The 17057-nt window shown below is 68.6% G+C and carries 16 protein-coding genes; 2 read left to right on the top strand and 14 right to left on the bottom strand.

The window, feature by feature from the left end; all coding sequences use genetic code 11:
* Nucleotides 1-11 precede the first annotated feature (11 nt).
* The gene (locus CJ177_RS27930; protein WP_005243983.1) at nucleotides 12-278 is read left to right on the top strand and encodes a hypothetical protein; all 267 of its coding nucleotides are present in this window, start codon (nucleotides 12-14) and stop codon (nucleotides 276-278) included.
* Here the strand turns inward: CJ177_RS27930 and CJ177_RS27925 are convergent.
* Nucleotides 228-824 (bottom strand): hypothetical protein, encoded by a 597-nt coding sequence (locus CJ177_RS27925; RefSeq protein WP_005243985.1) that lies wholly within the window; start codon nucleotides 822-824, stop codon nucleotides 228-230. The genes CJ177_RS27930 and CJ177_RS27925 overlap by 51 nt on opposite strands.
* Nucleotides 821-3124, bottom strand: coding sequence for an ATP-dependent DNA ligase (locus tag CJ177_RS27920; RefSeq protein ID WP_095869107.1), 2304 nt, complete (start codon nucleotides 3122-3124; stop codon nucleotides 821-823). Before CJ177_RS27920 ends, CJ177_RS27925 begins: the two co-directional genes overlap by 4 nt.
* Before the next feature lie 64 nt (nucleotides 3125-3188).
* On the opposite strand from CJ177_RS27920, the gene CJ177_RS27915 reads away from it, so the two are divergent.
* Nucleotides 3189-4103 (top strand): transporter substrate-binding domain-containing protein, encoded by a 915-nt coding sequence (locus tag CJ177_RS27915; protein WP_025431928.1) that lies wholly within the window; start codon nucleotides 3189-3191, stop codon nucleotides 4101-4103.
* On the opposite strand, the gene CJ177_RS27910 is transcribed toward CJ177_RS27915, so the two are convergent.
* The 12 genes from CJ177_RS27910 to CJ177_RS27855 form a co-directional block, all read right to left on the bottom strand.
* The gene (locus CJ177_RS27910; RefSeq protein ID WP_095869106.1) at nucleotides 4104-4535 is read right to left on the bottom strand and encodes an SRPBCC family protein; all 432 of its coding nucleotides are present in this window, start codon (nucleotides 4533-4535) and stop codon (nucleotides 4104-4106) included.
* Nucleotides 4536-4606: 71 nt separating this feature from the next.
* On the bottom strand, nucleotides 4607-6241 hold the full coding sequence (locus tag CJ177_RS27905) for a cation acetate symporter (protein ID WP_005243991.1): 1635 nt from the start codon (nucleotides 6239-6241) through the stop codon (nucleotides 4607-4609).
* Nucleotides 6238-6600, bottom strand: a complete 363-nt coding sequence (locus CJ177_RS27900; protein ID WP_005243994.1) for a DUF485 domain-containing protein — start codon at nucleotides 6598-6600, stop codon at nucleotides 6238-6240. The genes CJ177_RS27905 and CJ177_RS27900 overlap by 4 nt, the downstream gene beginning before the upstream one ends.
* A gap of 184 nt (nucleotides 6601-6784) precedes the next feature.
* Entirely contained in the window at nucleotides 6785-8542 is a 1758-nt protein-coding gene (locus CJ177_RS27895; protein ID WP_005243995.1) for a cation acetate symporter, read from the bottom strand.
* A gap of 7 nt (nucleotides 8543-8549) precedes the next feature.
* Entirely contained in the window at nucleotides 8550-8909 is a 360-nt protein-coding gene (locus CJ177_RS27890) for a hypothetical protein (RefSeq protein WP_011597296.1), read from the bottom strand.
* The gene (locus tag CJ177_RS27885) at nucleotides 8906-9700 is read right to left on the bottom strand and encodes a LytTR family DNA-binding domain-containing protein (RefSeq protein ID WP_005244000.1); all 795 of its coding nucleotides are present in this window, start codon (nucleotides 9698-9700) and stop codon (nucleotides 8906-8908) included. The genes CJ177_RS27890 and CJ177_RS27885 overlap by 4 nt, the downstream gene beginning before the upstream one ends.
* Before the next feature lie 33 nt (nucleotides 9701-9733).
* Nucleotides 9734-10942 carry a histidine kinase gene (locus tag CJ177_RS27880; protein ID WP_095869105.1) on the bottom strand — a complete coding sequence of 403 codons (1209 nt, stop codon included), beginning with the start codon at nucleotides 10940-10942 and terminating at the stop codon, nucleotides 9734-9736.
* Nucleotides 10939-11304: an MmcQ/YjbR family DNA-binding protein gene (locus tag CJ177_RS27875; RefSeq protein WP_005244005.1), complete on the bottom strand. Its 366-nt coding sequence runs from the start codon at nucleotides 11302-11304 to the stop codon at nucleotides 10939-10941. Before CJ177_RS27875 ends, CJ177_RS27880 begins: the two co-directional genes overlap by 4 nt.
* On the bottom strand, nucleotides 11301-12548 hold the full coding sequence (locus CJ177_RS27870) for a lipase family protein (RefSeq protein WP_095869104.1): 1248 nt from the start codon (nucleotides 12546-12548) through the stop codon (nucleotides 11301-11303). Before CJ177_RS27870 ends, CJ177_RS27875 begins: the two co-directional genes overlap by 4 nt.
* On the bottom strand, nucleotides 12545-14161 hold the full coding sequence (locus CJ177_RS27865) for a Na+/H+ antiporter (protein ID WP_005244010.1): 1617 nt from the start codon (nucleotides 14159-14161) through the stop codon (nucleotides 12545-12547). Before CJ177_RS27865 ends, CJ177_RS27870 begins: the two co-directional genes overlap by 4 nt.
* A 106-nt stretch (nucleotides 14162-14267) precedes the next feature.
* Nucleotides 14268-14459, bottom strand: a complete 192-nt coding sequence (locus CJ177_RS27860; RefSeq protein ID WP_005244012.1) for an antitoxin — start codon at nucleotides 14457-14459, stop codon at nucleotides 14268-14270.
* Nucleotides 14460-14583: 124 nt separating this feature from the next.
* The gene (locus CJ177_RS27855; protein WP_095869103.1) at nucleotides 14584-17034 is read right to left on the bottom strand and encodes an HAD-IC family P-type ATPase; all 2451 of its coding nucleotides are present in this window, start codon (nucleotides 17032-17034) and stop codon (nucleotides 14584-14586) included.
* Between the last annotated feature and the right edge of the window lie 23 nt (nucleotides 17035-17057).

Below are 17057 nucleotides of genomic sequence, written 5' to 3'. Positions count from 1 at the left end.
AAATCCACACCATGTCCCTCACCAAGACCCGCATCGCGATCGGCGGGGGCGCGGCCTTCGCCCTCTCCGTCGTCGGCGCCGCCGGGATCGCCGTCGCCAGCGGCACGGCGTCACCGATCGCCGACGTGAGTGTCTCCGAGCAGCACCAGGACGAGGACACGACGTCCGCACCCCTGCCGGTCTTCACACCCCCGGCGCTGCGCACCCCGACACAGGAACCGCCCGGATCATTCGACACCGCGTCGGCCGGCCCATTCGAACCAGCCCCCTGGCGGTAACTCGAGCGCCGGCTGCTGCTGTCGACCGTCCGGTGCCTCGACGAGCGCGTGAACCGGCTCCGGCCACAGTGTCTCCACCCGCTCCGCAGCTTCGGCGAACACGGCGGAATCGAGGTCGGTCCGAGACTCCGGGACACCGAAGTAGGGCCACGCCGTGATCATCGACCAGCGTTTCGGCGGCGGGAGGGGCTGGAGAAAGTACGTCTTGTCACCGGTGAGCGGCCCGCCGCGCCCTGCTCCGCCGTGTAGGCCGTCGGTCATGCGGGCGCCGGGAAGGTTGGTGAACACACTGCCGTCCGCGTACTCGACGCCGAACAGAAACGGCCCGCTGCTCGTCGGCGACGCGGGTTTACCGAAGCCGAACATGTCGAGCAGCACCGTGGACTCGGGCCTGCGAGCCTGGATCGTGAATTCGACACCACAGCTGTACACGTGAACGTCGGTCAGCCACAGCACCAGCGACTGGGTGCGGGCCAGCACGGTGTCGACCGGCACGGAGACGGGGATTTCGTTCTCCGGGGTCGATTGGAATCGGATACCGGTCATGACGAGACCTCCTCTTCGACGTCCTCGGGTGCCTTGTCGTCCCTGAGGCCACGCCAGCTGGGGTGCCGCAATCTCTTCGAGCCGGTCCAATCCATGAACCGCACCTCCGCGACCAGTGTGGGGGTCACCCACACGGCCCCCTTGCGGTCGGCGGTGGGCAGGTCTTCGACGAACGGGCTGGTGTCGGTTTCGAGCGGTCCCAGGGTGGATGCGAGTTCGTGCAGATCCCGTTCGGTGAAGCCGGTTCCGACGCGCCCGATGTAGCGCAGCCCACCGTCCTCGGGGACGCCGAGCAGTACCGACCCGATTCCCGTGGACCTCCCGCCCTGACCCCGACGCCACCCGCCGATCACGGCTTCCTGGGTGCGCCAGTTCTTCACCTTGATCCAGCTCGACCCCCGCTTGCCCGGCAGGTACACGGATTCGCGGCGTTTGGCCACGACACCTTCCCAGCCCTTGCCGCGGCTCTCGTCCAGAGCCTCCTGCGCGGACCCGTGCAGTTGCGGCGGAACGACCAGGTCGTCCACCTTGGCCGCCAGCGCTTCGAGGACGCGGCGCCGGTCGGTGTACTTCTTGCGTAACAACGACACTCCGTCGAGATACAGCACGTCGAACGCGAGGAAGTGCGGCTCGTTGCCCTGCTGCAGCAGGCCGAAGTTCGCGACACCCCGCTCGTCGAACGCGACGACTTCACCGTCGAGGACCACCTCGTGGTCACCGAGAGAGTCTGCCAGCCAACCCAATCGCGCATAGTCGCGTGTCTTGTCGTTACCCGCCCGGCTCGTCAGCCTCAGCTCGCCGCCACTGATCTCGGCGATCACCCTGATCCCGTCCCACTTTCCTTCGAAAGCCCACTCGTCGGCGTTGAGTCCGTCGAGGGTGCCGGGGCTCGCGAGCATCGGCGACAGTCCGCGGGGCAGTTCGGACGTGTGCGTCCCACCCGGTGTCTGGTCCTTCATCAGATGCATCAGCCACTGGTCGCCCTTCGTGCGGATCAGCGCGAACCGGCCCTCCACCTGCTCGCCGTGCAACTGGACGATCACCTCGTCGTCGCGCCACTTCTCGGTGTCGTACGTTCCCGTGTCCCAGATGGTCATCTCGCCGCCGCCGTACTCGCCCTTCGGGATGGATCCCGAGAATGTCAGGTACTCGAGCGGGTGATCCTCGGTGTGCACGGCGAGCCGGTTCTCCCCCGTCGTCGTCGGCACGTTCTTGGGCACCGCCCACGACACGAGCACCCCGTCGCGTTCGAGCCGCAGGTCGTAGTGGAGGCGCCGGGCGTGGTGTTCCTGGATGACGAAACTGTTCCCCTCCCCCGGCTGCACCGTGTCCGGCATCGGCTCGGGTGTCCGTCCGGGATCACGCTTGCGGCGGTACTCGGCGAGGGCGGCGGCGTCCTCGATCGGCGGGTCGAGTCCGGCGAGCAGGTCGCCGTCCGACTCCCACCGTTCGAGCACTTCCTCGAACCGCAGCTGTCGTAGGTCGGGGTCGTCGAGTTCGTCCCAGCTCCGCGGCGCCGCGACATACGGCTGGGAGCGTCCCCGCAGCGAATACGGTGCGATGGTGGTCTTGGACGGATTGTTCTGGCTCCAGTCGACGAACACCTTTCCCGCGCGCACCGCCTTGGCCATGGTGGCGGTGACGAGTTCGGGCCGCAGCTTCTCGAGTCCCGTCGCCACCTGTTTCGCGACGGTGGACGCGCCCGAACCGTCCAGCTTCCGGTCGAGCGGCACGTACAGGTGAATACCCTTGCTGCCGCTGGTGACCGGGTACGCGGTCCAGCCGAGGTTCGCGACCAGGTCGCGCACGGCCCGTGCCACCTCCGCGCATTCGGTCAGGCCCACACCGGGACCGGGGTCGAGGTCGAAGACGATCCGGGTGGCGGGCCCCCGATGCGGGCCGTCGAACCGCCACTGCGGAACGTGCAGTTCGAGTGCGGCCTGCTGTCCAGCCCACGCAAGCGCCGCGACCGAGTTCAGGAGCGGATAGTGCACCGACCGATCCGAGTGCTCGATCGCGCGGCGCTCCAACCACGCCGGTGCGGAGGCCGCGAGGTTCTTCTCGAAGAACGGCTCGCTGTCCACCCCGTTGGGCCAGCGTTTACGGGTGGCGGGGCGGTCGACGACGTGCGGGAGCATGGCGGGCGCGATCCGCGTGTAGTAGTCGATGACCTCGCCCTTCGTCGTTTCCGATTCCGGGTAGAGGACCTTGCCGAGATTGGTCAGGGACAGGCGATGTCCGTCGACCGTCAGTTGCCGAGTTCCCGCCGTGGCCACGCGCACCTCCCTCCGCCAATACATACATATTGTGCGCCGCGCGGCCGCTTCGCTGGCCGGATCGCTACCCGCCAGGCAAGATGGCGGGGTGCACCGAGGACCCAAGACAGCCGTCGCCGCCATATCCGCTGCACTGACATTGCTCGCCGGATCCTGCTCCACCGACACCGCGTCGGAGGTCGACGCCCAGGCCGAAGCCTCGACGATTCCCGAAGCGTTCACCAAACTTCCGTCCACCCGCGCGGTCGGCGACTGTGCCCCCGGCAGCGGCGTCACCGCGCAGGACGGCGTGGTGACCATCGCCACCGACAGTCCGTCGTACCAGCCGTGGTTCGTCGACGGTGACCCGTCCAACGGCAAGGGCTACGAGGGCGCCGTCGCCCGGGAAGTGGTCGGGAAGCTGGGATACGGTCCGGACCAGGTGCAATTCGAGACCGTCGGGTTCAACGACGCGCTGGCACCCGGTGCGAAGAACTTCGATTTCGCCATCGACCAGTTCACGATCGTCGACACCCGGCGCGAGACGGTCGATTTCAGTTCGCCCTATTACGCCGTCACGCAGTCGGTGCTGGCGCTGAAGAACTCGCCCGCTGCGAGAGCCAAATCGCTCGCCGACCTCGCGCCGTTCCGCCTCGGGGCGCAGGTGGGGTCGACGAGTTTCGACGCCATCACCCAGACCGTGCAGCCCCGCCAGGCACCGGTCAGTTTCACCACCACCGACGACGCCAAGGCCGCCCTGGCCGCGGGCGACATCGACGCGCTGGTGGTGGACATCCCGACCGGATTTCAGATCACCGCCAACGAGGTGAAGGACAGCGTCCTCGTCGGGCAGTTCCCGCGCCCGAACGCCGTCACCGAATTTTTCGGCCTCGTGCTGGAGAAGAACAGTCCGCTCACCGCGTGCGTCTCGGCGGCCGTCGATTCGCTCTACGCCGACGGGACGCTGGACGCCCTTGCCGCCGAGTGGATCACCGACACCGGCGGCGCGCACGTCCTCGATTGATCAGGCGTACAGCTCGACGAACGTCTGCAGGGACTTCTCGATGTCGCCCTTCAGCGCCTTCGCGACACCCGAGCCGATGGGTCCGAACAGCGGTGCGCCACCGAGTTCGATGGTGAACGCCACCTCGGACGCGTCGCCCTTCGCCTGGACGTCGAGCACCATTCCGAGCTTCACGCCGCCCTTGCCGTCACCCTTGAGGACGATGCGGTTCGGTGCGTCGTACTCCTTGATCGTCCACTTCACGCGATTGCGGAGTCCCTTGACCGTCACGACGGAACTGATCTCGGTTCCGGCCGTGAGGGTCTCGGGAAGCTCGCCGCGCCAGCCGTCGTGAACGACGAACCACTTGTCGAAGTCCTGCAGATTCGAGGCCTTGTTCCAGGTGTCCTGGGGGCTGAGGGGAACATCGGTCTTGACCGTGAGTTTCGCCATTGGTGCAGCCTAACGGCCTGTGAGTACTTATTAACCGCGGGCGGTTAATAAGTACTCACAGGCCGAAGGCATTAGTGGGAGACGGCCTTCTCCACACCGACACCGGTGAGGGAGCGGACCTCCATCTCGGCCTGCTTGGCGGGATCTTCCGCCTTGCCGCGGCCGATGTAGGTGCCGACGACGCCGAGCACGAACGCCAGCGGGATGGAGACGATGCCCGGGTTGGCGAGCGGGAAGTAGTCGAAGTCGGCGTCGGGGAACATCGACGACGCCTTGCCGGACACGGCCGGGGAGAACGCGATCAGCAGGAGGCAGCTGACCAGGCCGCCGTAGATGCTGAACAGGGCACCGGTGGTGTTGAACTTCTTCCAGAACAGCGAATACAGCAGCGTCGGCAGGTTGGCCGAGGCGGCCACCGCGAAGGCGAGCGCCACCAGGAACGCGATGTTCTGGCCCATGGCCATGATGCCGAGGACGATCGACACGAGGCCGATCACGACGACGGTGATCCGGGAAACCCGCACCTGCGACTCTTCCGACGCATGTCCGCGCTTGATGACGCTGGCGTAGATGTCGTGGGCGAACGACGCGGACGCCGTGATCGCCAGGCCCGCAACCACCGCGAGGATCGTTGCGAACGCGACCGCGGAGATGATCGCCAGGAAGATGGTGCCGCCCAGTTCGAACGCGAGCAGCGGCGCCGCCGCGTTCTCCTTGCCGGGTGCTGCGAGGATGACGTCGGGGCCGACCATCTTGGCGGCACCGTAGCCGAGGACGAGCGTGAACAGGTAGAACGCGCCGATCAGTCCGATCGCCCAGGTGACCGAGCGGCGGGCTTCCTTGGCGGTGGGGACCGTGTAGAACCGCATCAGCACGTGCGGCAGGCCCGCCGTACCGAGGACCAGGGCAATGCCGAGCGAGATGAAGTCGAGCTTGCTCATCGAGCTGATGCCGTACTTGGCGCCGGGAGCGAGGATGTCGCGGCCCGCGATCGCCTCGTTCGTCGAACCGGCGACCGTCGCCTGGGCGTCGGCGAGCAGCTGGGAGAAGTTGCCGCGCACCGCGAACAGCACGAGGAAGAACATGATGCCTGCACCGGCGACCAGCAGCACCGCCTTGACCATCTGGACGTAGGTGGTGCCTTTCATGCCGCCGACGAGCACGTACACGATCATCAGCACGCCGACGACCGCGACGACGACGCCCTGACCGACCTTGCCGTCGATGTTCAGCAGCAGCGCGACGAGTCCGCCGGCGCCCGCCATCTGCGCGAGCAGGTAGAACAGCGAGACCACCAGTGTGGACAGCGCCGCGGCCATCCGCACGGGACGCTGCTTGAGCCGGAAACTCAGCACGTCCGCCATCGTGAACCGGCCGGTGTTGCGCAGCAGTTCCGCGACCAGCAGCAGGGCCACCAGCCAGGCGACGAGGAAGCCGACCGAGTACAGGAAGCCGTCGTAGCCGTACACCGCGATGGCGCCGGCGATACCGAGGAACGACGCGGCCGACAGGTAGTCGCCGGCGATGGCGAAGCCGTTCTGCGGTCCGGAGAACTGACCGCCGCCGGTGTAGAAGTCCGAGGCCTTCTTGGTGGTGCGGCTCGCGCGGATCACGATGGTCATCGTGATCACGACGAACGCCACGAAGATGGCGATGTTGAGGATCGGGTTGCCGACGTCGGTGCCTGCGGCGAGTGTGGTGATCACTTGAGCGGTCCTTCCAGCTCGTCGCGGATCGCGGCGGAGCGGGGATCGAGTTCCCGGTTGGCGAACTTCACGTACAGCGCGGTGATCACGAACGTGGTCACGAACTGGCCGAGACCGAGGATGATGCCCAGGTTGATGTTGCCGATCACCTTGGTGGCCATGAACTCGGGCGCGTACGTGGCCAGCAGGACGTACGCCGCGTACCAGGCGAGGAAGAACGCCGTCATCGGGAAGACGAAACTACGCAGGCGGTGTCGCAACTCCTGGAACTCCGGGCTCGCCTGCATGTCTACGAAGGCTTGCGCATCAGGGGCGTGCCGCTTCTGCGGTGCGCCCTCACTGAGATCGGCTGTGGTCACTGCAGACTCCTTGGTCGTGTGAAGTGAACTGGTTACCGACGTTAGTGAGAGTTGAGTCACAGAAATAGGTTGTGGCGCCTGTCACACGACGAGCTGCCGGACTGTGCGTCGAACGGTCACCCGACCGCGACAAGCGGCTTCGCCGCCCGTGCGCGCTCGAGGAGTGCAGAGACTCGTCAAGCACTCACGGGGAGCGGAGCTCCCTCTCGCGGTCGGAGCCCACACCGAGGCGCTCGGGGGCGTGCATGCGGGTGAAGATCCGGCTGAGGTCGGCGGGTATCTGACGCTTCGTCACCTTGCTGACCAGCACCATCGTGACGAAGGCCAGCGGAACGCTGACGGCGGCCGGGTACGCGACCATGGCCGCGGGCCAGCCGTTCCAGACGTCGACGGTGAAGCCGCCGAGCACCGAGATCCCGGCGGCGCAGCCGGCGACGAGCCCGCCTGCGACCATCCCGGCACCCGCCCCGGCGGCCGTCAGTCCACGCCACCAGATGCCGAGCACGAGCAGCGGGCAGAGCGTCGACGCCGCGACCGCGAACACCAGCCCCACCGTGCGCGACAGGTCCAGCGACGTCACCGCCAGCGACAGCACCAGCGGCACCGCCCCGGCCAGGACGGCGGCGATCCGGAAGTCCCGGATCCGCCCGCGCAGGACGTCGGTGCTGAGCACCCCGGCGATGCTGACGAGCAGGCCGGACGACGTGGACAGGAACGCCGCGATGGCCCCGGACGCCACCAGTGCGGCGAGGAGTTGCCCGGCCCACCCGGAGATCACGGAGCCGGGCAGCAGCAGGACCGCGGCGTCGGACGTGCCGGTGATGAGCAGCTGCGGCACGTACAGCCGCGCGAACACCCCGAGCAGCGTCGGGAACAGGTAGAACACTCCGAGCAGCCCGACCACGGCCAGCGACGTCAGCCGCGCGGCCCGCCCGTCGGGGTTGGTGTAGAAGCGGACGAGCACGTGTGGCAGCCCGAGCGTGCCGAGGAACGTGGCGAGGATCAGCGAGTACACCTGGTACATCGGGTGGTCGCCGCCGAATCCCCAGCCGGGGGCGATCCAGTCGGAGTTGTCGGCGGGAGCGCCCGCGACCACGGGCACCGGCGCGCCCGCCTCGAGGGTCATCGACGTGCCCTCGCCGAGGTGGTGCTCGCCCGGCTCGAGGAGAACGTCACCGGTCGCCGGGGCCCCGTCGATCGTCCCCGACCCGCCGACGGTCACCGGTTCGGACACCTGCACGACGACGTCGGTGGTGATGTCGACGGTGGTCTGTTCGCTCACGGTGGGTGGTGCGGCGGCGCCCAGCTCGTGGTGGTCGCCGAAGAAGTACACCGACAGCACCAGCGCCGGGATCGCGACCGCGGTGAGTTTGAGCCAGTACTGGAAGGCCTGGACGAATGTGATGGACCGCATGCCGCCGCCCACCACGTTGGCGATGACGATGAGCCCGACGACGACGGCCCCGACCCAGGTCGGCACCCCGAGCAGGATGTTCAGGGTCAGCCCTGCGCCCTGGAGTTGCGGGACGAGGTACAGCGCGCAGACGGCGGCGACGACGAGCATCGCGAGGGTGCGGAGCCGGCGGGAGCCGAGCCGGAACTCGGCGAAGTCGGGCACCGTGTACGCGCCGGAGCGTCGCAGCGGTGCGGCGACGAACAGCAGCAGCCCGAGGTAGCCGGCCGTGAATCCGATCGGGTACCAGAGGGCGTCCGCGCCGTATTTCGCGATGAGGCCGGCGACACCGAGAAAGGATGCGGCCGAGAGGTACTCGCCGGAGATGGCGGCGGCGTTCCACCGCGGTCCGACGCTGCGGGACGCGACGAGGAAGTCGGAGGTGGTGCGCGCCAGCCGCACTCCGTAGATGCCGATGGCCACCGTCGCGATCGCGGCTGCGGCGAGACCGGCCAGGGTCAACCAGGGAATGGGTTGGTCGGTGGTCACGGGATGCTCAGTCGTCCACCAGGTCGGCGAATTCCTGTTCGTTGCGCTCGGCCTGCCGCACGTAGATCCAGCCGGTGGTCAGGAGCACTGGGTACACGAGCGCCCCGAGCACCACCCACGGCAGCCGGATTCCCAGCACCGCCACGTCGGACAACGCCGGGAACAGGAACATCACGAGCGGCACCGCGCACAGCAGGCAGGCCGCGAGGAGCGCGAGCCGGATGGCCAGCACGAGCTGGGTGCGCACGAGCCCCCGGATCATCGCGTCCCCTACCGCGGTCTGTTCCTGCACCTCGACCCGGGTGCGGACGATGCGCGCACCGCGGCGCTGGGCGAGGACGACCCGCACCCGCTCCGGCGAACTCATCGCGCGGTCCACGTTTGTTTCGGCGCCCGGACCAGCCGGTCCTTGAGCATCCGGGTGTGCCTGCGGCTGACCGGCAGTTCGACGGGCGGGTGGTCGCCGTGCGCGCGGAGGCACACGACGAGACCGTTGCCGACGGTCCGGATTCCGGTGACCCGCGGCAACGCGACGAGGTACGAGCGGTGGACCCGTAGGAACCCGGCGTCCGCCCAGCGCGTCTCCAGTGCCGAGATGGGGATGCGGACGAGGTGGGAGCCGTCAGCGGTGTGCAGCCGGGCGTAGTCGCCGTCCGCTTCGACCCACTCGACGGAGGACCGGTGCACGAGAGTGGTGATGCCGCCGAGTTCGACCGGGATCACCTCGTCGGTGGGGGCGGCCGGTCCCGCGTCGACCCGCCTGCGGCGCCCCTCGACGATGCGGCGCACGGACTCCGCCAGCCGCTCCTCGCGCAGGGGTTTGAGCAGATAGTCGACGGCTCCGAGGTCGAAGGCGGCGACGGCCCGGTCGTCGTGGGCGGTCACGAACACCACCTGCGGTGGGGACGCGAAGTTCGCGAGGATCCCGGCCAACTCGAGTCCGTCGAGTCCGGGCATGTTGATGTCGAGGAAGACGGCGTCGATCTCGCCGTCGCGGAGTATGCGCAGCGCCGTAGTGGCATCTCCCGCGGTCCGGATGTCCCCGACCGCGTCCTGGGCGCGCAGCAGGAACGCCAGCTCGTCGAGGGCGGGCTTCTCGTCGTCGACGGCCAGCACGGTGAGGGGTGCGTCCGGAGACTTGTCGTCAGTGTGGTTCACAACGACAGCAATCGTCGCACGGACTCTTCCCGTTCACGTCGAGATCCCCCGCCGGAACTTCGGGACGCGCATGCTCACCTTGGTGCCCGCACCGGGCGCGGTCTCCACGACGAGTCCGTAGTCGTTGCCGAACGCTGCGCGCAGGCGGTCGTCGACGTTGGCGAGCCCGACGTGCGCCGCCTCCTTCACCCCCGACGTCTCGGCCACCGAGTCCAGCGACCCCGACCGCAGCAGTTCGGGATCCATGCCGACCCCGTCGTCCTCGACGCTGATCACGCAGTCGGTGCCCTCGTCGGCGGCGACGATGCTGACGGTGCCGCCGTCCGGTTTGGCGGCGATTCCGTGCCGCACCGCGTTCTCGACCAGCGGTTGCAGCGCGAGGAACGGGAGCACCACGTTCAGCACCTCCGGTGCCACCTGCAATTTCACCGCGAGGGCGTCGCCGAACCGGGCGCGCTCGAGGGTGAGGTACCGGTCGATGTTGCGCAGTTCGTCGGCCAGCAGGGTGAACTCCCCTGCCGTACGGAACGAGTACCGCGTGAAGTCGGCGAACTCGAGAATCAGTTCCCGGGCGCGATCGGGATCGGTGCGGACGAACGACGCCACCGTGTTCAGCGCGTTGTAGATGAAATGCGGGCTGATCTGCGCGCGCAGCGCCCGGACCTCGGCGCGGTCGAGTCGGGCGCGGGACGCGTCGAGGTCGGCGAGTTCGATCTGGCTGCACGCATACCGGGCGACCTCCGTGACGGCGCCGAGCATGCCCGGACCGGGGTCTTCCGTGATGACGATGCCGAGCACCCCGACCACGCCGGTGGCCTCGATGAGCAGGGGCTGGGCGATCAACGCCCGCACCGCGTTGTCGCCCGCGCCCCGGACGAGGCCGCCGTAGGCGATGAGCACCCGGCGCTCCCCGTCGACGGCGCGGGCGGCCGCGTCGTGCAGTTGTTCGGTCATGGCCTCGTGCGGTCCGCTCCATGCGAGCAGGTCACCGGCGGCGTCGAAGACGCCCAGCGCCTGCGCGCCGGTCAGCTGGCGCAGGTGCGGTGCGGCCTCCTCCGCCGACGTCTCGTCGAGTCCCCGCCGCAACGGGCGCGCCGCCAGCGACGCCGTGTGCAGGGTGGTGTGAACGGCCCGTTCGGTGGGTGTCGTCAGCTCGCGCCGGGCGCGCAGCCACACCGCGGTGAACGCGACGACGGGAATGAGGACGAGCAACGCGACGACGGCGACGACGGTTCCCGTCATTCGCCGGCGTCCAGTCGGGCGATCAGGGTTTTCGGGGCGACGGTGCGGTAGGCGTCCTCGACGATGTCGGCGACGTCGTCCCAATCCTGCCGGACGTCGAGATAGACGCCGATCCACCCGCGTCCCCCGACGTACGGCGGGACGAAGAACCTGCCGGGATCACGCTGCACCCAATCCTGCTGTGCCCCCGGCGGAGCCGCCGCCCAGAACGACACCCGGTCGTCGTGGTGACGGTCGGCGAGTGATGCGAACTGCGGTGCCTTGCGGACGAACCACGCCGGTTCTCCGTGACTGACCCGTTCCGTCGCCTCGGGCAGGGCGAGGCACAGCGCCCGCAGCCGTTCGAGATCGCCGTTTTTCACGGTGTTCCTCCCTCGGGACACGTGTCGGGTGCGGGCACGCCGGCGAACCGGTCGGCGATCCACTGCACCGCGCCGGGAACGGAGCGCCCGTCGGCGTGCCCTTCCCCCGGCCGGGAGTCGAACTCGACGACGTCGCCGAGTGCGCACGCGTGGTCGACGGCCTGCGAAGTCCATTGCGGCAGAATGAGGTTGTCCCGCTCCCCCACCACGACGAGCATCGGCCCGCCCGCCCCGTTCTTCGGCAGGGCGATGTCCTCGAGCCACCCTCGCATGCGCTCGGCGTCGGCCTCCGTCCGCGGACCCGTGTCGGCGGGGGTGAGTTGGGTTGCCACCGTCCACTTCTCGGGAAGTTTCGCGGCGACGCACGACAGCGTGACGTCGGGAGTGGCGGCGAGCGCGCCGCGCATGTAGTCGTCCGGATTCAGTTCGGGGTGCACCACCTTCAGTCCCTCGAGGAGGTAGGGAAGGAACATCTTCTGCGGCCACGACAGTGGTTCGACGGTCCCGTCGGCGACGATCCCCGACAGATCGGCCGCGGGTGACAGGTTCGCCGAGCCGACGAACGCGAGCCCGTCGCCGTAGTCGTCGGCGTGCTCGGCTGCGGACCACGACGCCTGACCGCCCTGCGAGACACCGATCGCCGCCCAGCGCGTCGACGCGTCCGGCACCACGTTGCGCGCCGCCCGGACCGCGTCGATCAGGTCGTAGGCGGCGGTGTCGGGTTCGAGGTAGGGATGCGGGCCGTCGGTGCCGAGTCCTTGGTAGTCGGTGACGGTCACGACGTACCCCCGCTGCAGCAGCGGGCGGACGAGGTTCGTCGTGCCCAGCAGGGTCGGCGACGACGAGGGCGCGCACTCGTCGGTGACGCCGGTGGTGCCGTGCCCGACCGTGACGACGGGCCGGCCACCGTCCGGTGCGGGGCCTGCGGGAGTGAAGACCGTGCCCACGACCTGAGAGCCGCCGCCGTCGACACCGGACGTCGACCGGTAGACGACCCGGGTGGCCGTCGCGCCGAGTGCGGTGATCGCCGGATCGATGTCGGGCACCGGCTCCTGGCTTGTCAGCGCGCCACGCTGATCCCCTGTCGGCGCCTGCGGAACGGAAGTGGCGGAGGGTGCGGCCACCGAGGTGGTGGGAGAACTGCTCGGGGACGCCTCGTCCGTGGCGCAGGCGGTCAGCGCCACGACACCGGCAAGGGCGACCACGGCGGTTCGCACCGGACGCACACCCACCTCGCACCTCATTCGCGACGTCTCCGCACCCGCTCCTCGGCTGCTGCCTCCTCCACATCGAGGCCTTCCAACACGCTACGCATCACCTCGTCGTCGAGCGTGCCCGCGTCGCGGGCGGCGATGATCGCCTCGCGTTGCGCGCGCAGGGCCGCGCGACGGTAGTGGTCGAACAGTGCGCCGGCCCGCTGCTTCTCCGCGGCGTCCTCCGCTTCCTCGGCCTGGAGCCGCGCCCGCATCGACCGCCGCACCCGGTCGAGGATGTCGGTCAGGTCGGCTCGGTCGATTCCCTCCGGCGGGTGTTCGGCGAACTCGACGAGGGCCCGTTCGCCTGCGTCGCGGGAGATCGCGCGGGCCAGCTTCACCTGTTCCTCCTCGCGCTCGCGTTCGCCGGGATCCGCCAGATCGAGTCTCCGGATCAGCAGCGGCATGGTGGCGCCCTGGATCAGCAGCGTGCCGACGGCCACGACGAACGCGATCGCCTGGATCACCTCGCGCCCCGGGAACGGCTGCCCGCTCGCGATGACCACCGGCACACCGGACGCTGCGGCGAGCGTGACGACCCCGCGCATTCCCGCCCAGGACACGACGAGACTCTCCCGCCATCCGAGTTCCACCGAGCCGCCCGGCGCCTCGATCGCCAGCCCGACCCGGCGGCGGAGCCAGTGCAGCAGGATCCACGCCGGCCGTATCGCCATGACCACGAAAAGGACCGCGAAGCCGTAGAAGAAGACGTGGTGCACCGGTAGGCCCTGGTCGCGGACGTCGTCGATGACGAACTTCAGTTGCAGTCCCATGTAGGCGAACACGAACATCTCGAGCAGAAGGTCGACGCTCTCCCACAGCGACCGCTCCTGGATGCGGGTGGCCACGGAGGCGTCGGTGGCCTTGTGCCCCATCAGGAACCCCGCGGCGACCACCGACAGCACGCCGGACGCGTGCACCTCCTCGGCGGCGAGGTAGGCGGCGAACGGGAGCATCAGCCCCAGCACCGTTTCCAGCGGTGAGTCGTACATGCGATGACGCACCCACTCGACGATCTTGGCGAGCACCAGTCCGATCAGGACCCCGCCGACCACCTCGTAGCCGAAGAACACCACCGGATGGACCGGGATCTTCGCCCCGACGACGGCGGAGACGGCGACGGTGAACAGGGTCAGCGCGGTGGCGTCGTTGACGAGTCCCTCACCGGTGAGGATCGCGATCACCCGGTTCGGCAGGCCGAGCCTGCGGCCGACCGCGACGGCACTGACCGCGTCCGTCGGCGCGACCACGGCGCCGAGGACCAGCGCCGCGCCGAGCGTGAATTCGGGGACCAGCCAGTTGGAGAAGAAGGCCACCCCGACGGCGGTCGCCAGGACGGTGAAGATCCCCAGCCGGAGAATCGGTGCGAGGTGGCGCCGGAACGTGGCCACCGAGAACTTGAGCGCCGCGGAGTACAGCAGCGGCGGCAGCACCACACCGAGAATGGCCTCCGGGTCCAGTTCGAGGCGCGGCATCCCAGGGATGAACGACGCCACCGACCCGATGGTGACGAGCACCAGCGGCGCCTGGAGGTCCCGGCGCTTCGCGAAACTCGTCACGGCGATGGCCGCGATGATGACGAGGAGCACGAGGACGCCGTTCACGACACCGATTCTGCCGCGCCTGCCCGCCGTGCGCGGGTCATCTCCGAAGACGCGCGTGGGCCCCGGTCCGAGAACCGGGGCCCACGCGCGTCTGTGTGAGAAGTGTTCACTCCTTCGGAGGAACAGCCTTCTTCGCCGCGTCGGCGGCCTTGTCGATCTTGTCGCTGTACTTGCCGCCGGTCTTGCTGTCCGCGACGTCGGCGGCCTTGTCGATGGCGCCGTGAACCTTGTCCGCGTTCTGCGAAGCGGCTTCCCTCCCCTTGCCCAGCAGGCCCTTCAGTGTGTCGACGAAACTCATCGTTCTTCCTCCTCCGGTGCATGCGCACGCATTCCGACCGAGTTCGATCACTCGCCGTGCACCCAGTCTCACAGCATTGACTCGGCGACGCCAACCGTTCGAATCGTCGCGAGCGGTAATCGCGTCAGTGCACGCCCGGCAGGTCTTCCGGCACCGCGAAGAGGCGGCGATGCTCACCGTGCAGGCGGCCCGTCACCCACAATCCGATTTCGACGAGAACCACTCCCACGAGCCCGCACACGAGAGCGGAGGTCGTGGCGCCGACGTTCGTCGGATCGAGTTTGAAGAACTCCCGCGTGAACGGCAACGCGAACAGGATGAGATATCCCGCTACGGATCCGCAGATCAGCACCAGCTTCCACCACACGTACGGCCGCGCGACCACGGCCAGCACCCACAGCGCGATCATGATGAGGGTGATCAGTGCCGACGTGCCCGCCTGGATCTTCTGTGTCTCCGTCTGATCCGGGCCGGCGTAGACGAGGAGATACGAAATGAACGTCGTGACACCGATGATCACCCCCGACGGCACGGCGAGACGCATCACGCGCGGCACGAAGCCGGAGCGCGCCCGCTCGTTGTTGGGGGCCAGCGACAGGATGAACGCGGGAATGCCGATGGTGAACCAGGCGGCGATCGTCACGTGCCGCGGCAGGAACGGATACGGCACGGGCTCGAAGTGGAAGATCTGCGACAGCACACCGGTAATGCCGATGAGGAAGGCAAGCAACACCGAGTACACGGTCTTGGTGAGGAACAGGTTCGAGACGCGTTCGATGTTGCCGATCACCCGGCGGCCCTCACCCACCACGTAGGGCAGGGTGGCGAACTTGTTGTCCAGCAACACGATCTGCGCCACCGCGCGGGTGGCGGGGCTGCCCGAGCCCATCGACACCCCGATGTCGGCGTCCTTGAGGGCCAGCACGTCGTTGACGCCGTCGCCGGTCATCGCGACGGTGTGACCGCGAGACTGCAGGGCCCCCACCATCTCCCGCTTCTGATCGGGGCGCACGCGGCCGAACGTGGTGGACGTTTCCAGGGTCTCGGCGAGGGCGTCGCGGTCGTCGGGCAGTTCGCGGGCGTCGACGGGACGGTCGCCGCCGGGCAGTCCGAGCGATCCGGCCACCGCGCCGACCGACACGGCGTTGTCACCCGAGATGACCTTCACCGTGACGTTCTGGCTCGCGAAGTACTCGAGGGTGCCGCGGGCGTCGGGACGCACCCGCTGCTCCAGGATCACCAGTGCCCGGGGTGTGATCGCGCCCGGCGCCGCGGGGTGGTCGACCGGAACGTCGCAACTGCCGAGCAGGAGCACCCGCAGTCCCGAGGACCCCACTTCCTCGGCCTGCCTGGCCATGTCGCTGCCGGGGTCGAGGAGCACGTCCGGCGCACCGAGGACCCAGTTGCCGTGGGTGCCGTACGACTGTCCGCTCCACTTCTCGGCCGAGGAGAACGGCGCCTCCGCCGTGGCGTCACCCCATCCGGGGTCGTCGGGGAACGCCTCCTTGATCGCGAGGATGCTGGCGTTCGGCCGCGGGTCGGACGCCGCCATCGCGGCGAGTGCCGCACGGGACGGTTCGGTGTCGGCGGTGTCGGCGCAGCGGAGTTCGGACAGCCGCATGCCGTTCTCGGTGAGCGTTCCGGTCTTGTCGGCACACACCACGTCGACGCGCGCGAGACCTTCGATGGCGGGCAGCTCCTGCACGAGGCACTGCCGCTGGCCCAGCCGGACCACCCCGACCGCGAACGCGATCGACGTCATCAGCACCAGTCCCTCGGGCACCATCGGGACCAGCGCGGCCACCATCCCGCTCAGCGCCGGCCGGATCGACTCGCCGCTGGAGAACAACTGGTTGTAGATGATCAGCAGACCGGCCGGAATCATCAGATACGTGATGAATTTCAAGATCTTGTCGATGCCGCTGCGCAACTCCGAGTGCACGAGCGTGAACTTGCTGGCCTCGTCCGCGAGTTTGGCGGCGTACGCGTCGCTTCCGACCTTCGTGGCTCGGTAACAGCCGCCGCCGGACGCGACGAAGCTTCCCGACAGCACCTGCTGGCCGGCGTCCTTGTGCACGGGGTCGGCCTCACCGGTGAGGAGGGATTCGTCGATGTCGAGGGACATCGCCTCCACCACGACACCGTCGACGACGATCTGGTCGCCGGCGCCGAGCTCGATGATGTCGTCGAGCACGACCTCCCGGGGTGCCATCGCGACGGCGACCCCGTCGCGGCGCACCACCGGTTTGGTCTGGCTGACGATCGCGAGCTTGTCGAGGGTCCGCTTGGCCCGCACTTCCTGGATGATGCCGATCCCGCTGTTGGCGATGATCAGCAGGCCGAACATGCCGTCGATGATCGAACCGGAGGCCAGCACGATGATCAGGAGGACACCGAGGATCGCGTTGATCCGGGTGAACACGTTGGCGCGGACGATGTCGCGTACCGATCGGCTGGCCCGATCGGGCACGTCGTTGGTCTTGCCTGCCGCCACCCGCTCCGCCACCTGGGCGGCCGTCAGCCCCTCCACTGCGACGACTGCAACGCTGTCGGTGCCCGTTTCGTCGTATGCCATGGTCAAAGGCTACGCAACGAGGC

The organism is Rhodococcus sp. ACPA1 (genome assembly GCF_002300195.1).
Classification (GTDB): Bacteria; Actinomycetota; Actinomycetes; order Mycobacteriales; family Mycobacteriaceae; genus Rhodococcus_F; species Rhodococcus_F opacus.
This window is presented reverse-complemented; position numbering and strand designations above follow the sequence as displayed.